Here is a 25,444-nt window from a genome sequence, read left to right as displayed (position 1 = left end):
TTTGCAAGTATAAACTTTTTGTCGTCGTTTAGTCTTCGAAACTTTTATGTTAAAATATAGGAATGGAAAACAAAAAAAATACGAATATTATCTTTGGAGGATTATTAGTCCTCATCATTGTTATCGTTGGTGGTCTTCTTTACTTTGCGAACAGTTCTGACAGCAAGACAGATGCAAAAAATGATTTGCAAAGTGTTGAACTCCCTCAGTTGTCGAGTGAAGTGGGCAAGGATGAAGCTGAAGTTCAAATTCAAACAACAGCTGGGAACATCAATATTAAGCTCTTCCCTAAACTGGCACCAATGGCTGTCGAAAACTTCTTGACTTTGGCCAAGCAAGGTTACTATAAAAACAATGAATTCTTCCGTGTGATTAATGATTTCATGATTCAAACGGGTGACCCAAGTAATAAAGGAACCGGAAGCAAATCCGTAGTAAATAACAACAAACCATTTGCGACTGAGATTTCTAATCAGCTTTATCATATTCGCGGTGCAGTTTCTTTAGCAAACAGTGGTCCTGGCGAGACAAGAAGTTCGCAATTCTTTATTGTCCAAAATCCACAAGCAGCTGAGCAAGGTTTAAGTACAAGCAAATATCCTCAAAAGATTATCGATGCTTATAAAAAAGGTGGCTCACCTTTCCTTGATGGACAATATACGGTCTTTGGACAAGTGATTTCAGGCATGGATGTTGTTGATAAAATTGCTGCAGGCAAAGTGGAAGCTAACCCAAATAATCCACAAGAAGAATCATCTCCTGTAAATCCAGAAAAAATTACCGGCGTTAAAATTATCAAAGGTTGGGACTTTAAAAAATAAAAAAATCTTCTGTGTAGGCAGAAGATTTTTTAGAGCTAGTCCCAACTTCATCTGCCTTGCTATCCTCTGATGTTGATGATATAATGAAAATAAGTAAAAAGGCTTGCGCAAACAAGCCCTTTGTAGCCGTATGAAGAACGGTAGCCAAATATTATTGTTTAAGTAACTGTCATTACTCGGCTAAAGTTGGACAGTTATTTTTTATTGTTGTTATTATTCAATGTCAACACCAGCATTGCAAAAGCAAGCATGAGTGACAAAGCTTCATAAACCGACAAAAAATGGCGCCTTTCTGTATTTTGAGGTTATAGCCTACAAAACGTCATAAGCATCACCTCCCAGTTAGGCTACCGTCCTTTAACTTCTACTCCGTTATTATAACATGTCCAAACTCAAAATGAATCTAAAAGAAAAAGCTGTGTCCCTACAAGATTCAGCTTTATTTTATTGTTTTTTTAGGAAAAATGGCTCTATAGCGTACTTTTGAGCTTGAAATTGTTGTGCGGCCAATAATGGCACATAGCTTTTACTCACGCATCAATTTTTGCATGTCTTCAGGCATTTCTAATTCAATATCAATCAATTCGTCTGTAAAGGGATGGACAAATTGTAAATGATGACAGTGGAGCGCTTGGCGATCAATAAGGTCATGATTACCTCCATAAAGTTCGTCGCCAACAAGAATATGCCCTAGATGTGAAAAATGAACACGAATTTGGTGTGTACGTCCGGTATGTAAAACGACATCTAACTGCATCAAGCCATTTTTCTCTGCAACAACTTCATAACTTGTTCTGGCTTCCTTCCCTTCAGGATGCACACGCCGCTCAATGATTGAAGTCTCCACTCGACCGATAGGTAAATTAATTTCACCTGTTTTGGGTAAGTTCTCGTCTGCATGGATAATGGCATAATAGCGTTTGGTCACACTGTCCTTATATTTAGGATGCACGATGAGCGAGTGAGCCAAGCTATGTTTAGCAAAGATCATCAAGCCACTCGTATCACGGTCCAAGCGTGTAATGATATGTACCGTTTGGTCCTCATATTTCTTTCGTACGATATAACCCTTTACAATATTAGACATAGCTCCTGTCGGATGTAAACGTCCAGTAATTGAAGTCCGTCCTGCAGGTTTATTCACAATCAAATAATGATCGTCTTCAAAGACGACTTCTGGGTCAATATCTTCAGGAATCAATAAATCGGTACCTTGCTCGATAGGTGTGATTATCGTAACAACATCATCGACTTGTAAAGGAAAGAGAACATTACGCTCCATGCCATTCACTAAAATTTCACCACCGTCAAATTTGATATGTGAAAGGAAGCGTTTGGAAACGCCATGACGTTTAAGTAAGGCCTTTACCGTACTCCCATCAATTGTATTTGTAAATGAAAATTCCACTGTTTAACTTCTCCTTTTAAGCCTGCTCTTGACATTGAGTACCTTACTGCTGAAATGTTCTCCAACTCTATGGCTGAATTTTCTCCATCTAAAAACTCCAACATATGTCGGAGTTTGCCTAGAACAGAACTTTATTATAACATATTTGCTCGCTCTGTAAATATAATTAGGTCAAGAAACACTCTACACACAAATGAAAAGTGTGAGCAGCGCTATTCGACTTCACCGATAAACGCATTTTTCACGCGTTCCCAAAAGCTTGTATGGGCACAATTTGCAAAAGCGATAGTTTTACCATCCATGCTGTACTCTATCGCTTCAATTTTTTCGTAGTTGAAAGTCAGCTGGTCAACAGTAACACTGTAATCCTCAACATCTTCTGGACAGATAATGATACTGTCTTTCTTAGCAACAACCATTGGTGCCCCTAATGTCCGATAAACAATATTATTAAGACTAGCTATTTCGGCCATCTGCATAGCTTCCACACGAGGGTGTAAAACAGCACCGCCGATAGATTTATTATAAGCTGTTGAACCTGTTGGTGTGGATACAGATAAGCCATCGCCTCGAAATTTTTCAAAGAGAAAATCCGAAATCCTGATATCCGCAACTAAAGTCTTAGACGTTCGGCGAATCGTTGATTCGTTCAGTGCGTAGTGCAGCATTTCTGAACCATCTTGAAATTTCACACGTATCCGTAAAAGGGGATAATGAACAGCATGCTCAGCAGTTTCAGACTCTAGGGCAAGCGCCACCTTATCAAGATCTGTATTCATAAAGTCGGTATAAAAGCCCAGATGTCCCGTATGAACACCGACAAAGCGAATTTTATCCAGCTTGTCCTCATAGAGGTGCATAGCTTTGAGGAGCGTGCCATCTCCCCCGACTGAAATAACAATTTCTGGGTTTTCCTTTTCAAACCTGAAATTTTTGGACTGCAAAAGCGCTGTTAATTCTAACAGCGTCTTTTGTGATTTTTCACTTGAATTCCCTACCAACCAGATCTTTTTACCAGAGCTCATTGTCTTCTCCGTTTTCTTTCTTGTAGTCCAGTCTTGCTTGCGGGTCATCGAAAAGCAATTGGGCTTCTTGAATATCTTCGCGAATCGCACCCATTTCTTTATCCAACTGCGCAGCCATATGCGCCGCAGCAGTCAAGCGTTCTCGAACTTCCTCGGGGATCACACCACCATATTTGTAACTTAAGGAATGTTCGATCGTTGCCCAAAAATTCATCGCCAAGGTCCGAATTTGAATTTCGGCAAGCACAACTTGGGCACCCTCAATCATATCAATCGGATACTCAATAACCACGTGATATGAACGATAACCACTTGCTTTTTGGTTATGAATATAATCCCGCTCTTCGATAATTTTTAAGTCTTTACGTTTTCGTAAAAGCTCTAACACATCCCAGACGTCATCAACAAACTGCACCATGACACGAACTCCAGCAATATCTTCCATTTCTCGGATTGTTTCTTGGGTGTATCCTCGCATGGCTGCCTTCTTCCGAATCGAATCACGTCGCTTCACGCGCCCCGTGACAAACTCAATCGGTGAGTAAAGTTTTTTCTTTAAAAATTGCTTACGCACACCACGAAGTTTGATTTTCAGTTCCCCAACCGTTTGGACATAAGGATCAAGAAATTCTTCCCAGTTAAATTCAGTTGTTGTACTTTCAGTCATATGTTTATCCAAATTGACGCTCGGTCAATTCTCCTTTGTATTTTATTACAGGTCTTTCTCAATTATACCATATATCGCCCCCATTCACTAGACAGCTTGACTAATTTACATCTACGAAAAAGAAGCAAAATTCTGTTTTAATAGCACTGTAGACCGTAAGAAAGGAGCTCCCTCTTCTTTTCTGGCTTTACTTAGATACAGGCTTTTGATATACTTTTAGATAATAGATCAATCATCATTTTAATAAGAAGGGAGGATGCCTCTCTTGGAGATCTTGTAAAGAGTAATCTAAACAGAGCATCTTTTTATACATAAAAATGTCAACAAATTTAGAAATTGAGCATAAGACGATGCTCTCTATGCCGGAGTATGACCGATTGAAAACACTTTTTTCACACGTCACTCCAGTCCGACAGACAAATCACTATCTTGATTCTCAAGATTTTACACTGCGTAAGAAAAAGTTAGCTCTGCGTATCCGTACCTTTGATCGTTCAGCAGAAATGACACTCAAGGTCCCTCAACAAGTAGGCAATATCGAACATAATATCGACCTTACACTTGAAGAAGCACAATATCTACTCGCACAAAAAAGTATCACTTGCGGTAAAACTGACCTGAGTGAAATTTGCGACATCTTAGTTGAGCGCGGAGTAGATTTGGAGAGTATTACTCTGATTGGTAGTTTAACAACGATCCGCTACGAACAACATCTCCCTATTGGGCTTGCTGCTCTGGATAAGAATGACTATCTGGGTCATACTGATTATGAGTTGGAGCTAGAAGTGACTGATAGTGAACAAGGTAAAAAAGATTTCCTTGCTTTCTTGAAGAAAAACCATATTGAATTTCGTTTTTCAAAATCAAAAGTTGTACGCTTCTTGGACTGTTTACGCCACCTGAAAAAACAATAAAAGTGCTGTTTCAGCACTTTTTTGCATATAATTTGGTCTCCTATATAAAATTTGGTACACTATACAACGTGGATACACAACTGATAAACAATAATATTAAAGATTTTAACAAGGAAAACAATAACTCTCATGTATGATATTCATCATTTTTTCACGCCTATTCTCAATCAATTTTCCGAATTTGATGCGCACAGCTGGTACCTCTATCCAATAGCTACACTTGCTGCAGCTAAAGAATTACGTGACAACAGTGAACTTCCCAAAAATATTGAAAATCTCAACGCGAGCTTTGACCGCCTCCAAAAAATTTCTTCCGATTTCTTGACGATAAATCTACACGGACGAAAGTATGGGCGAAAATTCATCTTAGCTTTACAGGAGAGACTGGACAACCTCAGCATACTAGATTATAACAATCAAATGCGCCATGAAATTCTCTGCGAAATAAAGCTCACAACCGCTGACTTTATTACTCATCGTCAGTTCGCTAAAAAACAAATGATTAAGAATGCTCAGGAATTTTATAAAAATGAGTTTACCCAAGTACCCTCTACTTTAATTTATACCGATACTGAATGTTTACACATCGAAAATTGCTCACAAGCCCTTATTCAAAATTATCTTCGTCACATTGAAAAAACTGCCTAAGGGCAGTTTTTTTGTAGACACAGCCTTAAAGGCTCTGTCTATAATGTCTTGTCTCCATTACAATTTACCTAAAGCAGCTTCCAGTTGTCCTTTGATCACTTCATTTGTCTCCGCAAAAGCTTCAGAGAAATTCTGGTTGAGATCTTTCAGATGACTTGGACGTACTCGTTTCACAAATTTAAGTGCTTTAAGTTTCTTGATTGTCTCGGAAACATCTTCTTCATTCACATAAAGCAAGCTATAATGCGCTTTGCGGCTTGTATAGCCAAGATCCCCATAGTGACTAAGTTGTCTGTTCCCTTTGTAAGAGTTGCAATAGACAAAAAGCGCAATTCTCCCTTGCATTTCAAGCGGACGAACTGTCTTATCTTCCGATTTCTTTGTCAATATTTCTTTATCAATGATGGCGTCCATGACGGCTTCCTCCTTTCAAAGGTAAATTTTCATCTACAAAAATGTGTTCTGAAATTGCTGAACTGATGTCTTTTGTTAGCTCGGATAACAGCTCCTGCAAATCATTTTCAGCTACGCGAAGCTGATAAACCTTCTCATTGAGCAGGATTTCTTTTCGGAGCTGAGCCAGTTCTGGCCTAAAAGCGATATACTCCTGATTGTCCGTAAGAAGTCGGAGCTTAGATTGTAAGTCTTCATCTTCTTCAAAAGCCTTTTTTAAAGCACGATAAGTAGCGACTTCGGGTAATTCCAAAAAATCTTTAACCACTTCATCGATTAAATCATCAATTTCAAACAACTGTTCATTTATGATTAACATAACCTTATTATACCAGAAAACCAACTTTACCGCTTTTTCTCAACCCTCTTCCGTAAACTTTCTCTGTTTTTTCATTTACCATAAATGACATTTTTTATAAGTCTGTTCTAAACATGTAGCACATCATCTTGCCAAATTAATTCAAAAAAGATATAATTAACTGATAATGTCTATAATTGTACATAAAATTACAGAAAGGTTTTTATGAATAATGAAAACAATCAGACCCAGAGAGGTCTGAAAAATCGTCACATCCAGCTTATTGCAATAGCAGGAACTATCGGAACAGGTCTTTTCTTAGGAGCAGGTCAATCTATCAGTATGACCGGGCCTTCCATTCTTTTGATTTATATCATTATTGGTGCCTTAATGTTCATCTTGCTCCGTGCAATCGGTGAAATGCTCTATATGGATCCTGAGCAACACTCTTTCCTTAACTTCGTCAGTCACTATCTAGGCAACAAGGCCGGATATTTTATTCAATGGTCTTATTGGCTTGTTGTTATCTTTATGGCTATGGCTGAGTTAACCGCTGTAGGGGTCTACATCCAGTTCTGGTTACCAAGTGTTCCTGTCTGGCTTACCGAAACCGTTATCCTCTTGGCCTTAACTGCTTTAAACACACTCAACGCTAAATTCTTCGGTGAAACAGAGTTTTGGTTTGGGATGATAAAAATCGTTGCTATCGTTGGGTTGATTGTTACTGCCATCATCATGGCCTTCAGTGGCTTCCAAGCAGATGGTACAACAGTTAGTCTTAGCAATGTGACGAAGGACTTCTCCTTCTTCCCTAATGGCATCACAAACTTCATCGGGAGCTTCCAAATGGTAATGTTTGCCTTTGTTGCGATGGAATTTATCGGAATGACCGCTGCTGAAACCTTGGATCCACGTCCAACACTTAAAAAAGCGATTAATCAAATTCCGATTCGTATTTTAATCTTCTATATCGGAGCACTCACTGCGATTATGTCTATCTATCATTGGACAGATATTCCTGCAGATCAATCTCCATTCGTTATGGTCTTTGACCTTATTGGTTTCAAGTGGGCAGCAGCAGTGATTAACTTTGTCGTCTTGACTTCTGCAGCTTCAGCGCTTAATTCAGCACTCTTCTCAACTACACGTAATCTTTTCTCTCTTTCAAAATTACACGGAGACAAAGCATTACAGCCCTTCACAAAACTTTCGAAAAATGGTATCCCAACAAATGCCCTTTTCTTCACAGCAGCACTAATCTTCTTAGCCCCATTTATCTCACTTATTCCTGGTGTGTCTAACGGCTTTGTCTTTATCACAAGTGTTGCGACTAATCTCTTCTTGATCGTTTATATCATGACCTTGATTGCTTATACAAAATATAGAAAATCAAGTGAGTATCTCGAAGACGGCTTTAAGGTTCCAATGCCGAACGTATTAGTTCCAGTGACTATCGTCGCATTTGGCTTAATCTTTATTTCCCTCTTCTTCTTCAAAGATACACGTATACCAGCGATTGGTTCAGCAATCTGGATCGTCGTCTTCGGGATTATTTCTTATCTCCGTAAAGAAAAAACAGTTGACTTATAAATAAAAAAAACTTCTGAATACAGAAGTTTTTTTTATTTATTCTAATTCAAGCTCGATTTCTTCTACTCCAGCTGCTTCAACCTTTACTTTTTCATCTGCTTTTGCTGGTTTAGCATCTTCTTTTTCATTTTCTTCATCACTTTCAATCAAACCGTGATTTTGACGTACTTTACGGTCGATTTCATTGAAAATTTCAGGATTATCTTTAAGGAAGGCTTTCGCTTTCTCCGCACCTTGACCGATCTTTTCGTCATTATAGGAGAACCAAGCACCTGCTTTCTTCACAATGCCTTCTTCAACGGCAATTGTTAAGAGTTCACCTGTTTTAGAAATACCTTCACCAAACATGATATCTACTAAAGCAACTTTAAATGGTGGCGCAACTTTGTTTTTAACAACTTTAATCTTCGTCAACTTACCAATGGCTGTTTTGTTGTCACCAGAGCCTTCTTCGATTTTTGTGCTACCACGAACGTCTAAACGTACAGAAGCATAGAATTTCAAAGCACGACCACCAGGCGTTGTTTCTGGGCTACCAAACATAACACCGACTTTTTCACGCAATTGGTTGATAAAAATCGCCGTTGTTTTTGTTTTGTTGATGCCTGCAGCAAGCTTACGCATGGCTTGACTCATCATACGTGCTTGCAAACCAACTGTCGAATCTCCGATTTCACCGTCAATTTCGGCACGTGGTGTCAAAGCAGCAACAGAGTCGACAACAACAAGGTCCACTGCACCAGATTCAATCAATTTCTCAGCAATTTGCAAGCCTTGCTCACCATAGTCAGGTTGTGACAAAAGAAGTTGGTCAATGTCGACACCAATCGCTGCAGCATAGACGGGATCCAAAGCGTGCTCCGCATCGATAAAGGCAGCAATACCACCTTCAGCTTGCACTTGAGCAACCGCATGTAGCGCAACCGTAGTCTTACCAGAACTTTCTGGACCGTAGATTTCGATGATACGACCTTTAGGATAACCACCGGCACCAAGTGCAATATCCAAAGCCAAACTTCCTGAGCTTGTGACTTGAACTTTTTGACTTGCTGCTTCACCCAAACGCATCAAAGAACCTTTACCAAAATCCTTTTCGATGAGATCAAGCGCATCTTTTAAGGCTTTTTCACGTTCTGCACCATATTTTTTTGTGATATCTTCTAATTTTTTCTTTTTCTTTGTAGCCATTATTTTCTCCGTTAATCTCTTGCTCTTTATATTATAGCATTTTTAATTTTGTTTGAAACTGATTGCACCGCATATTTTAGTACGTAAAAAATTGAAGTTTTCACTCTACTTTTTGACAATATGGGCAAAAATGTGATCCACGACCTGCGACCTTTATCTTTTCAATCACTGCTTGCTGGCAATGTGAACAAAGCTGTCCTTGCTTGCCATAAACCATAAGTAACTCCTGCATACTTCCTTCTTTACCCATCGCATTTTTATACGTCCGAATGCTGGATCCCCCACGTTCAACTGCCGTTTGGAGGACTTCAATCGTATAATCGTGAATGCGGTGAATTTGAACATCGCTCAAGGCTGAAGCAAGCATTTCAGGATGCACTTGTGAGCGCCAAAGTACCTCATCAACATAGATGTTTCCTAGCCCAGCAACTAAAGTCTGGTCTAAAAGATAAGGTTTTATCTTCTTTTTCGATTTCTTTAGTTTTTCAGCAAAAATCTTCTCATCAAAGGTTTCAAAACTTGGCTCTGGGCCAATCTTTTTCGAAAGGAAATAACGTTCAACATCCTGACTTTTCAATAATTCCCAGGTGCCAAACTTGCGGACATCAGCATAAACAAGTGTCGCATCTGAAAACTTGACAAAGAGATGATCGTGCTTTTGCTTGACAAACTCCAGCGGTTCTACCCGGTATTTCCCCTCCATACGTAAATGGGAAATCAAGGTCCACTGACCAAAATCAAAAAGCAAGTACTTGCCACGGCGCTGGATATCTTTGATGACTTGACCTTCAAGTTCTTTTTTTAACTCCTCGAATCCTGTTAAAACCATTCGTGGATATGAACTTTCAATCTCCAATATTTTTTTATTTCTCACCAGGTTTTCCAAGCCTCGGCGTACATTTTCGACTTCTGGTAACTCAGGCATCTGTTTGCCATCCTATCCTAATTATTGGGTCTAATCAATGGAGAGTACAGCACACTCATGCAAAAGCCGGAGCTCTTCCCACCCATCAAATATTGAACCTATCAATATTATAGTCTATTTCCTTATTAAAATCAATAGATTATATTGGTTTTTTCGATATAATAAAAAAGCAGCTCAAACGAGCCAACTTTTACATATAATCTTCTTTCTTGTAACCAAAGTCAGATAAATCCATCTTACGGTCGCGCCAGTCATTTTTAATCTTGACCCATGTTTCAAGATAAACTTTATCACCCAGCATTAGTTCAATATCACGGCGGGCCAATTTCCCAATCTTACGAATCATATCGCCGCCTTTACCGAGGATTATTCCTTTTTGGCTCTTACGTTCAACAATGATAGTTGCCATGATATGAATTTTACCTGTTTCTTCGTCACGTTTCATCGAATCTGTTGTTACTGCAATGCTATGCGGCACTTCTTCACGTGTCAAAAGCAAGATTTTTTCACGAATCATTTCACTAACTAAAAAGCGTTCTGGATGGTCTGTCACCATATCTTCTGGGAAGTATTGTGGGCCTTCTTCGAGCTTGTTGCTCAATGTTCCGAGTAAACGTTCTGTGTTATTGCCTTGTAGCGCCGAAATTGGCACAACTTCCGCAAAATCCATCTGTGAAGTATAGTCTGAAACAGTTTCAAAAAGTGCATCTGGGTGAACTTTATCAATCTTGTTAACAACCAAAATAACAGGGACATCTGCAGTTTTCAGGCGTTCAATAATCATGTTTTCACCAGTCGAGCGCGGCTCGTCAGCAGCAACCATGAAAAGGACCATGTCACACTCACGAAGCGTAGAATAGGCAGATTGCACCATAAAATCGCCCAAGGCATTATGCGGTTTATGGATACCCGGTGTATCGATAAAGATAATTTGTTCCTTATCTGTCGTATAAATCCCTTGAATTTTATTCCGTGTCGTTTGTGGCTTGTCGCTCATAATCGCTATCTTTTGGCCCATCACATGATTTAAAAATGTTGATTTTCCAACATTGGGACGGCCTAAAATGGCTACAAATCCTGATTTAAAAGTATTATTTGTCATAGTGCTATTCTACCATATTTTAGCCTTATATTCTCCCTCTTCTATATTTTCTTGAGGGAAAAGAGAAAGTTTTCAGTGCCTTGATATTAAGTATAGCTCATGCTATAATAAAAATAAGAAAAGGACTTGCGCTAACAAGTCCCCTGTAGCCGTTTTAAGAACGGTAGCCAATATTTAGTTTAAATAACTGTCATACTCAGCTAAAAGTATAATGACAGTTATTTTTTGTTTCTATCGTTGATTTTTAACATCAGCGTTGCAAATGCAAGAGCAAACATTAAAGTCTCAAATATTGACAAACCTTTCGCCTTTCATGTTTTATGAGAGATTACCAAAACCATGGCATCACCTCCAATCAGGCTACCGTCTTTTTACTTCTACCCTATCATTCTAGCATAGAGAAATCTTAAATCTAAGTTGTCTGCTTTAGCTAGGGGCAGATATGCCCATCCTGTCCTTTAATGTTTTAAAACTTGTTTTCAACTCTCTTGATATAAGGTATGGCTAATGTTATAATAAAAATAAGAAAAGGAGCTTGCTACTAACAAGCTCCAATGAGACCGCTTAAGACGGTTGGCATTAGTTAGTCAAAAAATAGACCGAACTGTCCAAAAGTTAGCGGTCTATTTTTTTGTATTCTTTATTATCTCGATAATGAGATGGAGCAGCATCAGGATGAAGCCCGCAAAGGCGAGCATCAAGCTTAAGCTGTCGGAAATACTCAAAAAATCTAGCCTTTCTAGTTTGATAGGGAATTGCCCTGTATCATCGGCATCACCCCTCTTTCTATACTAAGCCAACCGCTTAAAACTCTCTCAGCTTCATTATAGCATAGACGTTGCGCCTTAAAAAGAGCGCTTCTCCTTCTCACTTGTGCTTCTATTCCCCTCGGGAAGCCCTGCAAAGCCTGTCTCCACGGAATTTTACCGCTCTAAAAACTTGGCAGTCAGTAAGCCATATTTGGCACACCATTAAAAAACGGATCAAGTCCTCACTTGCTCCATTTTTTATTTTTAGCTGTTGCTCCTCTTATAGAGTTGGTAAGCAACCCGTAGGAAGATAAGTCCTAGAAGTACCGCACCAACTGCCAGCGTATCGCCAACATCTGGCAAGCGCTCCGTGGTTCGTGGTTTGTCTGCTGGAGGCGCTTGGCTTGGCGGTTGCTTCATTCCCACATAAGTGTTGCGAATGGTAAAACCCTTCCGTGCATCGCCGCTTATCTTTGTCTCATAGCCATTGACAGCCAGCTCTTTAACCTGATAGACAATCTCCTTGCCGTCTGCATCAAAGCGTGGCACATCTTGGAAAATCGCCTGCCAGTCGTTCGCTTGACTGAGCTGTTTCCGGCTGACTTCCTCCTGACCTGCAAAGAGCTGAACAATGATGGACTGCGGTTGCAAGTTAGGAGGAAGTTCCTTATGTTCCCAAACTTTTTTCACAGGAATATCCAAACTTTCGCCCAGCAAGGCGCGCTTGTCAAAATGGTTGGTAAAGACCGGCCGTAAGCTCTCAACCCCTTGTCCGTTTTTGCTCAGCCATTGCTTACCTAAGCTCAGCTTGCCATCTAGAGCTTGCTCCACTTGTACATGCCAGGTATACTCTGCATTGTCATAGGTCCAGCCTAAAGTATTTCCACGTTTTTCATGTACCGTAAACTCAAAAGTTCCCGCTCGGTCCAAAGAAACCTGAGGAAAAGAAACGCGCCCGCTATTGGTGATATGCACCGTCTGCCCACCCGGATTCATGATAAAGCTGAAGCGTTCGTCCTGTGGTGCAGGATCGCCTATCAGGCGTTTTTCAATCTCTAACTGCGCCTTAACTGGCGGTATCCATGTGTTATGCAGATCGATAGACCCCGCCTTAGTTTTGGTTTGCCAGCCAGAGATTGGCACTTCGCGAATACGATAGTCTATCTCCTCGCCCGCATCGTCAAACTTGGACAAATTTTCGAAGCGGTAAGTCCAGTCCGGACCGGTCACATCGGTCTGACGGACGACCATATCATCTTGCAGGAGCTGTACTGTGATTTGCTCAGGCACTTGCACACTGTCAGGTTTTTCCCAAGTCTTTTGTCCTGAAAGGGAAATGTTTGAGCGGAGATAGCGGTTAGTCTGGCGGACATAGATATTACGATTGCGATGTTCATCCTCCACGCTTCCTGTGCCATACTCAATGCTCTGCTGGCTGAAGCCCGCATCAAAGCTGTCATGCTCGACCACTCGCCAACGGTCGCCCAGCTCCAGCTCGATAGGTACAGAACTCTCACCACTGCGCAGGCGAATCTCCCGGTCTTTCACATCATTGATATAGAGGTCAAACACAAACTCATGGCCTGCGTCATAACCCACACCTTCGACAAGCTTTTGCAAAATCAACTTGGCGCGCTCGGACGGGATACGGTAGTTGGGAAAACGCACGACATGCAAGTCGTTATTATCAGCAGGAACTTCATCAGAGTCGTCAGAGTCATCCGCATCATCATTAGTTTCCATCTCTACTGTCTTTTCCGTCTTATGCGCCTTATTGGCTTGCTCTTCCTTGGGCACATTGACCGTGTGCCCCTTGATTTCTTGTAGGGCTTCGATATAAGAGTCGGTGGAAATTTCTCGCAACCTGTAGGTCAAGCCCGGTGGTAAATCCTGAAAGAGGGCTTTCTGACCGTGGCGCAAGCGAATGATATCGCCTGAGACGAAGTCGATTAAGTCCCCTTCTTTATCGCCTTCCACAATCCTATACTGGAAAGTCCGCCCTTCATGAGGTTCAAGTATCACCTCAAACTCAAAGTATTCTTTGAGGTCGGCAGAATCATCCGAGTAGAGGAACTTGGTAAAGGCAAGTGCTGTAAAGCTTGGCAACTGACCCTCGGGCTGATAGATATTGCGGAAGAGATGGCGGTTCCCCACTGTATCTGCTACTATCTCCCCACGGATATACTCCGTCTCAGAGACAAAGTCCGTCCTAACTGACTCAATAACCTTATAGGATATGCCGATGGGCAAGTCATGGATAATGAGAATCTCGCCATGACGGAGCTTTATCGTGTCGCCATGCGCAAGCTTGCCTTCACGAATGTCGTCGTCATTCTCCGGATCATCGTCGATTTGGTAGCGGTTTGTGGTATAGCGAAAGCTAGCATCTTCTGGCACATCAGGAAGTTGGATGGTAAATTCAAACTCAAGTAGCTTTTGTTCTTCGGTCACCTCAGAGCCGTCAAAGTTTATCACTTCTTTCTTAATATCAAGCGTGCGTGTCTTACCAAAGTTGGTAAAAGCTACGACAGACGGTGCTTCATGGTTGATATTACCCGAGGTATTATGGGCTTGCCCATGCTGGAAGCCAACTTCCTCCACCTCATAATGTAGGCCGACAGGCAGAGCGCTAAAGACCGCACGCTGTCCGTGGCGGAGCTTCAATGTCTCTCCTGAAGCCAGCTGATGTTCCTCGCCCTCGCCATTGATCTGGTAGCTGTACGTGCCCCCATCAGAGAAGGTCACGCGAAATTCAAACTTTTGCGCGCCTTGCAGCTCGGAAAGCTCGCGCCCGTCGTCGTTTTTCAGTGTCTTTTCGATGATGAGGTCGCCTGAGAGCCGGCGGTTGTAGGCGGTCACGACCGTAGAGCCGTTGGGCGTGCTGGGCTCAACTGTGAAGTCGTAGCGCTTTAGCTCCTGTCCTTGCTGATCCTTATCGGGCGCAAAGCCATAAGGCAGACGGACTTCACGGAAGAAATACCGCCCTGGTGGCAAGGCAACACTTATCCGCCCGTCTGCATCGGTGGTCCTAACCGTACCCACCTGCTCATAAACTTCGGGGTCTTGCTGAGTGATTTCATAGAGGGCAAAGTCGGCGCCGGGGACAGGGATGTTGGTTGTGTTTCCTGCTGTATCTCGCTCCAGCTTGAGTAGCTGGACGGTACGCTTGGCGGTCTGTACCTGTCCATCATTGATGGCGCTTTGTCTGCCGCTGCTCCAAGCCCAGGTTCCTGTTATCCCTGTGGCAAGTAATAACAAACAAAGTAGCGAAAAGAGGACAGGGCGTTTAGCTACCAGTCCGCGAAAAATCTGCTGGAATTTACTCAAAACCTGTCCTCCTTTTTTTTAGTGGGGTTATTTACAAGTTAGTCGTCCCAACCCTCAAGCTCTAACTCAGTTGCAACATTATGCCATATTGTTGCTCCATTTACGTCTACCACATCTTCAAGCAATTCCAAGACATTTGCTTGAGTAGTTCCTGCAAATCCTCCCATCACATGAAGCGTGTAATTCCAGTCACCGCTGATAGCGCCAAGTCCTGCACTCTGTGGGAGCTTCGCATCGACATAGAAGCTGGTCGCTTGACCAGGTTCTAAGATATTTGCCCAGTAAGCCCAACCTGTAGTTTCGTCAACAACCCAGTAGTTTCCAATTGTTGAGAAGCCCGGAAACTCAGATGGATTATTGCGCATAAAAGCCCATTGTTCAAAAGTGATGACACTATGGTCTTGATTAAGCACTTGACGCGTTGGGTGCTCCTCTGTAGAGTCTGTACCATCAGGGGGAAGTCGGCCATCAAGCGCATTAGATACTTGATTGGCTTGCCAATAACCAGCTGTACCCGCTCCTGGATGCGTAACTCCTCCAGCTGCAACATCATGGGCTGTTCCTGCGGCGGCAGATTCGTCGTTATCAGTGAGGTTAAATGTCGGCATAAACCATGGACGATTCTCATTATGCGTGGGATTTCCTAAGGCTAGACGGTAATAGATATCTAGAGGATTAGAGTCTCCGCCTTCTAAAGGGACACGAAATCCACTTAGAGATTCTGGACTATCCACTTCCGGGATATAAGCTGGCCACTCTTCTGGATCACTTGTAGGGTCAACGCCGGGTACGACCGAGATGTCGTTCTTGGTCATAAGCTCGGTCAACTTCACACGGACAAAGATAGGCTGTGTCCCGAAGTTTTCAGCAAAGACGTCCTTGTTGCCTGAAGCATCATCAAAATAGTCATGAACACGTCCACCGTGCTCTGGACGGTTGGTGTCTTCCGTGATATTGAGGACACGCTGTCCGAAGTTGGTAAAGGCGAAAGTTCCACCGATCAGGGCAAGCGCCACAGCAAGGCCACCAATCTTGAGGAGTTTTTTGGTTCTATCTTTCATAAAATCATAATTCCTTTTCTTTTTTTATTTTTTGAGTGTTGAAACTTTATAGAGACGGTATTTTTCGGTGTGATAGTATCCTCCTTTAGTTGTCTTTTTCTTTAGTTGATGATTTTGTCGAGGAGTGTTTGCGCTGAGGGCGAAACTCCTGTCCAGTCGCCCACATCCTCGGATGTTGCCAAGTCGGACTCGGCATAAAGCCCGTAGTAGGTGTCTTTGTTGTCAAAGTCCACCTCTAGAGCATCCAGTAGAAGACTGGTCGCTGTGCGCTGGGGCAACCATGTCGCCCAGTAAAGCCAACCGTTATCATCATGCACCCAGAAGTTGCCAGTCGGCTTACCTGTGCTCTGCCATTCCTGCAGGGTCATGTAGCCGCCAAAGTCGGACTGGACCGTTGCCTGTGCCACGTGGGTCACATCAGGTATCACCACCTCTACTTCTGCTGCCTTGTCCCAAGTGCGTAAGTCAGACGTATGCTTTTGTCCCTCGCTCCACTGATCGTGCGTGCCGGGCATCGGTATCCCTAAGTCAGTGTTGAATCCTCCTGTCTGCCCTTCACGCCCGTCTCCTGTGGTATTGGACTCGGCACTGTGATTGTTTTGGTTAAAGGTCGGCATGAAGATTTTCGGACGACTATTGTCATCGCCCAGATAGAGCGTGACAAAGTCCGCCATCGTAGAGTTGCTCGCGCGCTCAGGTTTAACAACCGCCCAAGAGCTGTGATCAGTAAGCTGGGCTTGCTCTAAACCTGCACCTTCCAGTGGCCTCGCTTGATTGCCTGTCAGCTCGCCCGCGCCCTGTCCACGTTCCATGTACTCGCTCAGAAGCACTCGAGCCAAGATTTTTCTTGAGGAGAAGTTCTCCACATAGATATCTTTGTTTACTCTACCTGACCCATTGGTCAGATGACCAAAACCCTCAAAGTCATCATGCAAGCGTGCACCGGGCGGTGCTTGATGAGAAGTTATACCCAGCACACGTTGTCCGAAGTTGGTAAAGGCAAAGGTGCCACTCACGCTAAGACTTAATGTTGTCAGAAGAAGGACGAAAATGATATGCCTTTTCTTGTAATGCCACAGAAAGCGCAAGCTTTTTGGGCAGGCTTTGACAGCTAGAGTGCACTTTTGCAAAGCCCATTTCTCAAAAAACTTCGTGCGCTGTTTCATATGTCCGCACCTCGCTTTCTGTCACATCGCGCGTTTGCCGTCCCCCTTTTTTCTTTTTCAACTTCCGCTGTTTCAATGCCAAAAGGATATAGTTGATAATCTCATGGAGCAACAAGGTAGCAATTAACATGACGATAACTGAAACAATCAGATTGTTTCGGATAAAGTGAATGGCGCGCCCCAGCGGATAGCTGGAAAAGATAACCTGCCCGATGATGTTGCTGGCATGGACCATATCGGCATCTTCACGCTGGTTGTCCGTCCCCTTAGTCGTGAAACCTCGCTCACGGGTCCGCAGATGATTTTCCTCGATGCCTGTGATACGGTGGGTCACCACTCGATCGGACTCGGTGATAAAGGTAATATCATCACCGATATCCAGTGTATTAGCATCCACCTGTCGAGTCAGGAGGAAACTATTTCGTGGATAAACGCTGCGCATAGAGTTAGACAATACAGTCATGGGCGAAAAACCACCTATATTGATGGGCTTACTGGCTTCATCCTGCAAGATTAAGCGTGATTCGACAAAGACCAAAAGCACGATGATGATAAGGTAGAAAAAAGCATTGCTCACAAGGCTAGCGCCTTTTGATTTGGGCTTTGCTGGGTGGTTACTGCTATAATCCTCAAAAGCCAGCTGTGGACTGTGCCGATGATAAAACTCCGAGCGCGCCGCCGGCGATACCGTCATCTGACTGACGACCAGTGTCGGATACCGCCTTTCCTCAAGAGGCAAGGCGGTATAACAATGGTAAGGCTTCTCGGGCTCAACCTGCGCCACATCCTTTTCTATCGCTGTAGCTGCAAACGTCTGGTCCTGGGCTGTGCCGGTAACATCTGGCACAACTGCCGGACTTTTGTTGCGCAAGATTTCTGATGGGGCTGTTTCTGATGGGGCTGATTCTGATGGGGCTGATTCTGATGGGGCTGATTCTGATGGGGCTGATTCTGATGGGGCTGATTCTGATGGGGCTGATTCTGATGGGGCATCCTTCAGCCGTGCTTCGCTGGCTGAGAGGATGAGTTCCACTTCATCGAGAAGGTCTTGGATGTCCGGTGAAAATTCAAGAGCATCCAAGGTAAACTTGCCGCCACCACTCAGATCCCAACTTTTCAGCGTATCGAGCGGGTAGGGTGTCTTGTCCATTCCTTTCCTCCTTTCTATCCAAAGTATGATTTCTCTCTTCATATAAATTTTGAGTTACAGATATATATATGACATTTCTAATATTTATATAGTTACATTTTAGTTACATAACAATTATATAAAATTAATATTGAAAATAAAAAAGATATGTGAGGATTATGAAAAAAAAAAAAAAAGAGAGCCTTTTTTAGCTCTCATAAATTTGCGTTTTTGTTTTTGGATACTTCCCTATGAGTTGGGAATATTCTCTCTGCCATAGTTGTAGCTACTCTTATTGACTTTATTTACGCGTTTTGATATACTAAAATAAAAGCTGAGAGCTATTGCCGTAGCTCCCAGCGTAAATCTTGGAACTCTTGTCTTTAACGTCTCCTGCGAGACGTTTTTTTAATTCTATCAGCTATTGATGAGTCAATTTTGAAACGACCCCAAGCCCTAAGAACTATCGATATCGCAAGAGCAACATAGATAACAAGCATCCCATGCTTTCCTTTCCCTCATAGTGTTAACCTCCCATGTCTTGGATTGTGTGAAGGGCACGCTATTTGTTCCAGTTAAACAGACTTACAAGACAAGCGAGGGATCAATCTCACTTGGCTATGACATTATTATAACATTGTCATGACATATCCTCAAATACTGCTTTACTTTTCCTTTTTTCATATTCGTTCTAAAAAAAAACGCTCAAGACAGCTATTCAAATGCCGTTTTGAGCGTTTTTTCTATTTATTTATCGCCGCGATTACGCATTACGAAGCCAGCTTGTTTTTCGCTACCTTGTGTTTTTGGTTTACGGTCTTTTTTGTAGTAGTCCCGTTTTTTATCGTCACGATCACGCCAGTTGCGTTTCTTGTCGTCGCGGTCACGGTCGCCGCCTTTGCCACGGTAACCGCCCTTGCCATCACGATCGCCACCACGGCCACCGCGGTTGTTGTTACGATCACGTCCATAACGGCCGCCACCTTTGTTGCCGCCTTTACCTTTGCCCTTGAAGCCTTTGCCTTCACCATTAAATGGCAATGGGCGTTCTGCTGTGATTTGGACTTCTGGCATTGTGTCAGGGTCTTTCACACGGCTTTGGATAAGCATAGCAACCAATTCTTTGACATCGTATTCTGCCATGAGTTGTTCTGCATCAGCATCAAATTTTGTCAACTTGCCTTTAAGGCTACCGTCTTGGAGGTCACGTTTGATTTCATCCATGGCAACAGAAAGACTGGCTTGATAAGCATCTTCTTTTGTTGGTGGACGCATGCCCTTCATTTCTTTCTTGGTCAATTTTTCAATGGCACGGAGATAACCCATTTCATTGTAGCTAACGAAGGTTACAGAACGACCTGACTTACCGGCACGACCTGTACGACCGATACGGTGAACATAGCTTTCTTGGTCTTGGGTAATGTCGTAGTTGTAAACGTGGGTTACACCTGAGATGTCAAGTCCACGGGCTGCAACGTCAGTAGCAACCAAGATATCCAAGTGGCCACCTTTGAAATCGCGTAAAACGCGTAAACGTTTGTTTTGGTCCAAGTCACCGTGAATACCTTCAGCACGATAACCACGTAATTTCAAACCACGTGTGATTTCATCCACACGACGTTTTGTACGTCCAAAGACAATAGCGAGTTCTGGACGTTCAACATCAAGCAAACGTGTCAAGACATCAAATTTTTCAAATTCTTTTGTCTTGATAAAGTATTGATCGATACGGTCAGCAGTCATTTCTTTAGCCGCAACTTTGATATGCTCTGGATTCTTCATGAATTTGACACCGATTTTTTTGATGTCATTTGGCATAGTTGCTGAGAAGAGCAATGTTTGACGTTCTGCTGGTGTTTTGCCGATGATGAATTCGATATCCTCAAGGAAGCCCATGTTAAGCATTTCATCTGCTTCATCAAGAATCAATGTTTCAAGATGTGAGAGGTCAAGCGCTTTACGTTTGAGCAAGTCAACCATACGTCCCGGTGTACCCACAACGATATGAGCACCTGAGCGCAAAGCTTTGATTTGTTTTTCGATGCTTGAACCACCAAAAACAGTGCGGACTTTAAGCCCTTTAGATTTACCAAAGCGGAAAAGTTCTTCTTGTCCTTGAACTGCAAGTTCACGTGTTGGGGCGATTACAAGAGCTTGAATCGCTTTATTTTCTGGATTAATTTTTTCGATTGTTGGAAGGCCAAAAGCGGCTGTTTTACCAGTACCTGTTTGAGCTTGTCCAAGAACGTCACGTCCTGAGAGCGCGAGTTGAATCGTTTGCTCTTGGATTGGCGTTGGTTGCTCATAACCGATAGCTGTAAGCGTCTCGACAATGCCTTCTGAAAGGCCGAGTTCGTTGAATTTCAATTGTTTCACCTATAATTTTCTAAATTTGCCACTGGCAAATATGACGACCAAGCTCGAAAGCTCAGTTACAGGCGAAAAAATCTTTGTCTTAACTCGCCTGAATATATAACTTGACTATTATATCATACTTTTAAAGATGTAAATGCTTACCTTTTTTATTTTTTTAAAAATTTTTTTTAGCATCAAAAGAACCAATAAAAAAGCACTCCTTGAAGCGCTTTTTATTTTTCCAATTTGAAGAAAGGAGAATCTTCTTTCAAATAATGTTTACCAGAGGTTAAGTCATATTGTACCAACTTCAAATCTTCCATACGTTTGCTTTGCTCTTCTGTCAAGGTTACTGTTGAAGATAAAGGCGAGTTATAGGCTGCCGGAACTTCCCACATCACATCTGACAAGAGAGCATAGTAAGGTGAAACTTTGGAGCCTGTTGCTTCAAATAAAGCTGGCGTAAAGGTTGCTGAACTTAAGTCCACTTGTTTATTGGTAGTGTTTCCTTTGTTAGTCCAGATAAAGTAATCTGTCTTATAAGCATTTAGTGGATCCTCTTTGAAGCCAGCATAGTCAGAAGGAAAGACATTTGACAAGTGGTCGCCATAGAAAACCAGAGTAATTTTTTTATCAATCTTCTCAAGTTCTGTCAAGAATTCTTTGGTTGCCTTATCTGTATCCGAAATCTTACGAACATAATTCTCCAGAAGTTTATTTTGAGCTTCGGAATAACCTTCACCTGAAGCTGTGATAGTAGAGGAACCAGAATAGCTCGTATATGGCATATGATTTTGCATGGTCAAAACACTAAAGAATTGTGATTTAGAGGGATCAATTTTCTCTAAAACATCTCTATAAGTTTGAGCATCTGAAACCTTGCCATCGAGTGTTTCTTGATTAGTTAATAAATCAGCTTTGTCTGTGCCCGAGAGCGCATAGAAATGATCGAAACCAAGTTTACTATAGATTGAATTACGATTATAATTGGTTGCATTTTCTGGATGAAGCGCAATCTTATTTGGGAAGTAATTCGAAATAGAAGGAATAAACGGCATGCTTGGAAAAACATCAGAATTAATCGTAGAAATATTACTTGAAAAATTAACTTTTGGAAGTCCACTTAAAGTTTGTGCTTCCATATTGGCAGTTCCACCAGCAAATCCATTTGAATACATCAAACCACCGGTTGCATTTGCCTTAATTTCATCAATATTTTTCAACGGATTTTCTGATAAAGTTGCGCCTTGGACACGGTTGGGATTTGATAAGGATTCACTTAAAAGATAAATAACCGTTTGATCCGTGATGTGCGAGGAGCGATTTTTGTTGATTTTCTCCGCTTCATCGCTATACTTTTGAACAATCTCTTGTATTTTGGCTTGACTGTAACCTTCTGGCTCATCCATCGCTTTACCAAATATTTGCTTCACCCAAACATAGGAAAGGGACTTGGCACGCGCAATATTAGGTGAGCCTTTCCATAAAATATCTCCATTTGAAACTTTAATATATTGTGTTAATACCGGCACATTTATCTGTTTATCTGGCGAAGTAAAATTTCGGAAGTTTTGAACCAAAGGGAAAGCAAGAACGATAAGAATAATCGCTGTCAATCCTCTTTCTTTCCAAGACATTATCTTACCCTTGAAAAATTTCCGGCTTAATAAAATGACAAGAGCTGCAAGAACTAAAAGTATTGCCGCAGCTACAGCTACCAATTTTAGATCAACGAAAGAGAGCAGAGACTTAAGATTCATTAACCATGAAAGTTCTGAAACATAGACAGGTTCTTGTCGTTCAGAAAATTTTATTGCATTTCCGACAGTGAAACTTCCAAAGATAAGGATAATAACTGCTGTAGCAATCATGTAACGATTAAGTAGTAAATAGATAGCCATAAAAATCAAAGTTAAAACTAAGATTTGGAAGAGGCTCATCCCTGCAACAACGTAACCATAGAACATAGGTCCTGATTCAACTTTCATTGATGCTTGGATAAAATAGTTGAATACCATAGCCAAAAGTAAACTGCTTGTCAAAGCCAATGAAAAGTTCACTTTGTTGGCTTTAAACGCTTGAATCCCTTTAACAATAAAATAGCTTAGAATACAAATAACTATAAAGGCAAAAAGAAAATTTCCGAAAAGACGTAAAAAGTCATCACGTCCTACGATATTATTTGCGACATAAACCAAGCGTAGATTCCCTGCAGAATTTACTGGTCCGAAGCCTGTGTTCCAAACTAAGCGTCGTGTCATATTATCAAGAAAAGCCACACTCGTCAGTAAAGCCATATAAAAATGCTCGACTTTAATATCTGCCGCAATATTGGAGACTTTTTGTAATTTCTTACTGTCAGGTATATGGGTGACCAGTCCTATAGCTAAAAGAATCACAAAAGCTAATGGAAAGTACCGCTCGACAAGAAGATTCAAATTTAAGGAAATATAATCTATGCTAAAAGCTGCATTATTTATATTCTCAACCAGAATCATCGAAAGATGAAAAAGATAATACGCAATTAAAATACAAGGAACGGCAAGAATCTTTTTCCAGTCCAATAGCTTGTTTTTTCTCCTCGAACGTCTCGTGACTTGCATCATCCAGATATCTTTATTCTTTACAAAAACAAGCGCCAGATAAGCAAGACCGAAAAATCCAACAATACGATAGGCTAAAAGTAAAAAAGTAACTGGGGTTGAGTAAGTTACCTCCTCAGGTAAAACATTAGCAAAGTTTACACTGGATAAGCCTATAAATAAGAAAATTATCGAAATTATTTGCAATATTCTGTTCTTTTTTATTATATTACTATACTTTTGCATAAGTTTCATTATAGCATATTAAACAACTTAAAAACCACTGATATACAAGCCTTTTTCTTATAAAAAGACTAACACTGAACTTTCTGCTCTGATATAATTTTGGGAAATACTCATCTTAAAAATAAAAAAAGTCCTTTAGGGACTTTTCAAGTAATTTGTCAGAATATTAAACAGAAAATTGCTCCATCAACTCCACATCAGGGTATTTATCTTTAAACCAACGCATGGCAAAGTCATTTTCAAAGAGGAAGAGTGGATGATCGAAGCGATCTCGTGCCAAGATATTACGGCTTGACGACATTTTTTCATCTAAATCTTCGGGTTTAATCCAGCGAACTGTTTTGCTGCCCATTGGTGTCATGATAATTTCTGAATTGTACTCATTCTCCATACGGTGTTTGAAAACTTCAAATTGCAGTTGACCTACCGCACCAAGCATGATTTCCCCTGTCGTATAGGTTTTGTAGAGCTGTATCGCCCCTTCTTGCACCAACTGCTCAATCCCTTTTTGGAATGATTTTTGCTTCATGACATTTTTAGCAGTCACGCGCATAAAGAGTTCTGGTGTAAAAGTTGGTAGTGGTTCAAAAGGTGTTTTAAGTTTACCTGTGGTCAGCGTATCACCAACCTGGTAAGTCCCTGTATCGTAAACCCCAATGATGTCACCTGCTACCGCATTTTCGACATTTTCACGAGATTCTGCCATAAACTGAGTCACATTTGAAAGTTTGACTTGTTTCCCTGTCCGAAGGAGTTTTACGCCCATTCCTCGCTCAAATTCACCCGACACAATCCGCACAAAGGCAATACGGTCGCGGTGACGAATATCCATGTTGGCTTGAATCTTAAAGACAAAACCAGAGAATTCTTCACGTAATGGATCGATAATTTCATCCTCAACAGTCTTATGTCCATTTGGCTCTGGCGCATAAGTTAAGAAAGTATCCAAGAAGGTTTCGACCCCAAAGTCTGTCAAGGCCGAACCAAAGAAGACAGGTGTCAACTGACCAGCAAGTACTTCCTTTTCATCAAATTCATTCCCGGCATCAAGTAAGAGCTCGGCATCTTCCATAGCTTGCGCATAGAAAGGATTACTTGTCAGGGGATGGCTGGCATCAATTTCACCATTTTCCCCAAACTCAATGAAGCGCTCGCCATTTTCAGGTTGATAAACTTCGATACGTTTGTTATAAAAGTCATAGAGCCCTTGGAAGTTTTTCCCCATACCGATTGGCCAGTTCATAGGCACAGAAGCGATACCCAAAATATCTTCTAATTCGCTCAGTAAGTCTAGCGGTTCACGACCATCACGGTCCAATTTATTAATAAAGGTAAATACAGGAATGCCACGGCGTTTTACAACTTGGAAAAGTTTTTTGGTTTGGGCCTCAATACCTTTGGCGCTATCAATAACCATGACCGCAGCATCAACGGCCATCAAAGTACGGTAGGTATCCTCAGAGAAGTCCTCGTGCCCTGGCGTATCCAAAATGTTCACGCGCTTGCCAGCATAATCAAACTGCATAACTGATGAAGTCACGGAAATCCCACGTTCTTTTTCAATGTCCATCCAGTCCGATTTTGCAAAATTTCCTGTTTTACGTGCTTTGACCGTTCCGGCCTCACGGATTGCTCCACCAAATTTAAGGAGTTGTTCTGTTATTGTTGTTTTACCAGCATCCGGGTGACTGATGATGGCAAAGGTACGGCGTTTTTTTATTTCTTCTGCTCTATTCATTTTTTAACCTATTCTTATCAAAATATATGCCTTATTATTATAGCAAAAAAAC

The 25,444-nt window shown here is 41.7% G+C and carries 21 protein-coding genes; 4 read left to right on the top strand and 17 right to left on the bottom strand.

The window, feature by feature from the left end; translation table 11 throughout:
• Positions 1-62: 62 nt before the first annotated feature.
• Positions 63-821, top strand: coding sequence for a peptidylprolyl isomerase (locus lgb_RS01260; RefSeq protein ID WP_249663230.1), 759 nt, complete (start codon positions 63-65; stop codon positions 819-821).
• Between the two features lie 194 nt (positions 822-1,015).
• On the opposite strand, the gene lgb_RS01255 is transcribed toward lgb_RS01260, so the two are convergent.
• From lgb_RS01255 to lgb_RS01240, 4 genes are all read right to left on the bottom strand, one after another.
• On the bottom strand, positions 1,016-1,099 hold the full coding sequence (locus lgb_RS01255; RefSeq protein ID WP_225210261.1) for a putative holin-like toxin: 84 nt from the start codon (positions 1,097-1,099) through the stop codon (positions 1,016-1,018).
• Positions 1,100-1,347: 248 nt separating this feature from the next.
• On the bottom strand, positions 1,348-2,229 hold the full coding sequence (locus lgb_RS01250) for an RluA family pseudouridine synthase (protein WP_019291381.1): 882 nt from the start codon (positions 2,227-2,229) through the stop codon (positions 1,348-1,350).
• Between the two features lie 212 nt (positions 2,230-2,441).
• The gene (locus tag lgb_RS01245) at positions 2,442-3,254 is read right to left on the bottom strand and encodes an NAD kinase (RefSeq protein WP_029343532.1); all 813 of its coding nucleotides are present in this window, start codon (positions 3,252-3,254) and stop codon (positions 2,442-2,444) included.
• Positions 3,241-3,921, bottom strand: coding sequence for a GTP pyrophosphokinase (locus lgb_RS01240; RefSeq protein WP_019291383.1), 681 nt, complete (start codon positions 3,919-3,921; stop codon positions 3,241-3,243). The genes lgb_RS01245 and lgb_RS01240 overlap by 14 nt, the downstream gene beginning before the upstream one ends.
• Positions 3,922-4,238: 317 nt before the next feature.
• Here lgb_RS01240 and lgb_RS01235 point away from each other — a divergent pair, with 317 nt between their 5' ends.
• Together lgb_RS01235 and lgb_RS01230 are read left to right on the top strand one after the other, a co-directional pair.
• Complete coding sequence (locus lgb_RS01235; protein WP_003133845.1) at positions 4,239-4,835, top strand: CYTH domain-containing protein; 597 nt, start codon at positions 4,239-4,241, stop codon at positions 4,833-4,835.
• A gap of 129 nt (positions 4,836-4,964) precedes the next feature.
• Entirely contained in the window at positions 4,965-5,483 is a 519-nt protein-coding gene (locus tag lgb_RS01230; RefSeq protein WP_019291385.1) for a hypothetical protein, read from the top strand.
• 57 nt (positions 5,484-5,540) lie between these two features.
• Here the strand turns inward: lgb_RS01230 and lgb_RS01225 are convergent, their stop codons facing one another.
• Together lgb_RS01225 and lgb_RS01220 are read right to left on the bottom strand one after the other, a co-directional pair.
• Positions 5,541-5,897, bottom strand: a complete 357-nt coding sequence (locus tag lgb_RS01225; RefSeq protein ID WP_019291386.1) for a YlbG family protein — start codon at positions 5,895-5,897, stop codon at positions 5,541-5,543.
• Positions 5,881-6,255, bottom strand: a complete 375-nt coding sequence (locus tag lgb_RS01220; protein WP_019291387.1) for a YlbF family regulator — start codon at positions 6,253-6,255, stop codon at positions 5,881-5,883. The genes lgb_RS01225 and lgb_RS01220 overlap by 17 nt, the downstream gene beginning before the upstream one ends.
• 204 nt (positions 6,256-6,459) lie before the next feature.
• Here lgb_RS01220 and lgb_RS01215 point away from each other — a divergent pair, with 204 nt between their 5' ends.
• Positions 6,460-7,824 (top strand): amino acid permease, encoded by a 1,365-nt coding sequence (locus lgb_RS01215; protein WP_019291388.1) that lies wholly within the window; start codon positions 6,460-6,462, stop codon positions 7,822-7,824.
• A gap of 36 nt (positions 7,825-7,860) precedes the next feature.
• Here lgb_RS01215 and recA read toward each other — a convergent pair whose 3' ends face one another.
• The 11 genes from recA to lgb_RS01165 all read right to left on the bottom strand — a co-directional run bounded on the left by recA (position 7,861) and on the right by lgb_RS01165 (position 25,392).
• Positions 7,861-9,012: a recombinase RecA gene (gene recA, locus lgb_RS01210; protein ID WP_019291389.1), complete on the bottom strand. Its 1,152-nt coding sequence runs from the start codon at positions 9,010-9,012 to the stop codon at positions 7,861-7,863.
• A 100-nt stretch (positions 9,013-9,112) separates the two neighbouring features.
• Positions 9,113-9,937 (bottom strand): DNA-formamidopyrimidine glycosylase, encoded by an 825-nt coding sequence (gene mutM, locus lgb_RS01205; RefSeq protein ID WP_019294342.1) that lies wholly within the window; start codon positions 9,935-9,937, stop codon positions 9,113-9,115.
• Between the two features lie 190 nt (positions 9,938-10,127).
• On the bottom strand, positions 10,128-11,039 hold the full coding sequence (era, locus tag lgb_RS01200) for a GTPase Era (RefSeq protein WP_019291394.1): 912 nt from the start codon (positions 11,037-11,039) through the stop codon (positions 10,128-10,130).
• 623 nt (positions 11,040-11,662) lie between these two features.
• On the bottom strand, positions 11,663-11,764 hold the full coding sequence (locus lgb_RS10305; protein ID WP_080567271.1) for a putative holin-like toxin: 102 nt from the start codon (positions 11,762-11,764) through the stop codon (positions 11,663-11,665).
• A 288-nt stretch (positions 11,765-12,052) separates the two neighbouring features.
• Positions 12,053-15,115, bottom strand: coding sequence for a DUF7601 domain-containing protein (locus tag lgb_RS01195; protein WP_019294343.1), 3,063 nt, complete (start codon positions 15,113-15,115; stop codon positions 12,053-12,055).
• A 38-nt stretch (positions 15,116-15,153) separates the two neighbouring features.
• Complete coding sequence (locus lgb_RS01190) at positions 15,154-16,176, bottom strand: hypothetical protein (protein ID WP_019294344.1); 1,023 nt, start codon at positions 16,174-16,176, stop codon at positions 15,154-15,156.
• A gap of 101 nt (positions 16,177-16,277) precedes the next feature.
• Positions 16,278-17,342, bottom strand: a complete 1,065-nt coding sequence (locus lgb_RS01185; RefSeq protein WP_019294345.1) for a hypothetical protein — start codon at positions 17,340-17,342, stop codon at positions 16,278-16,280.
• A complete protein-coding gene (locus lgb_RS01180) occupies positions 17,317-18,492 on the bottom strand; it encodes a signal peptidase I (protein ID WP_249663229.1) in 1,176 nt (391 codons plus the stop codon). Before lgb_RS01180 ends, lgb_RS01185 begins: the two co-directional genes overlap by 26 nt.
• A gap of 726 nt (positions 18,493-19,218) precedes the next feature.
• Positions 19,219-20,838 (bottom strand): degradosome RNA helicase CshA, encoded by a 1,620-nt coding sequence (cshA, locus tag lgb_RS01175; RefSeq protein ID WP_019294205.1) that lies wholly within the window; start codon positions 20,836-20,838, stop codon positions 19,219-19,221.
• 221 nt (positions 20,839-21,059) lie between these two features.
• Positions 21,060-23,654: an LTA synthase family protein gene (locus lgb_RS01170; protein ID WP_242359052.1), complete on the bottom strand. Its 2,595-nt coding sequence runs from the start codon at positions 23,652-23,654 to the stop codon at positions 21,060-21,062.
• Between the two features lie 166 nt (positions 23,655-23,820).
• A complete protein-coding gene (locus tag lgb_RS01165) occupies positions 23,821-25,392 on the bottom strand; it encodes a peptide chain release factor 3 (RefSeq protein WP_003133826.1) in 1,572 nt (523 codons plus the stop codon).
• Between the last annotated feature and the right edge of the window lie 52 nt (positions 25,393-25,444).

This window comes from Lactococcus petauri, from assembly GCF_023499275.1.
Taxonomy (GTDB): Bacteria; Bacillota; Bacilli; order Lactobacillales; family Streptococcaceae; genus Lactococcus; species Lactococcus petauri.
Note: the sequence above shows the minus strand (reverse complement) of the source record. Positions and strands in the feature narration are given on the sequence as shown.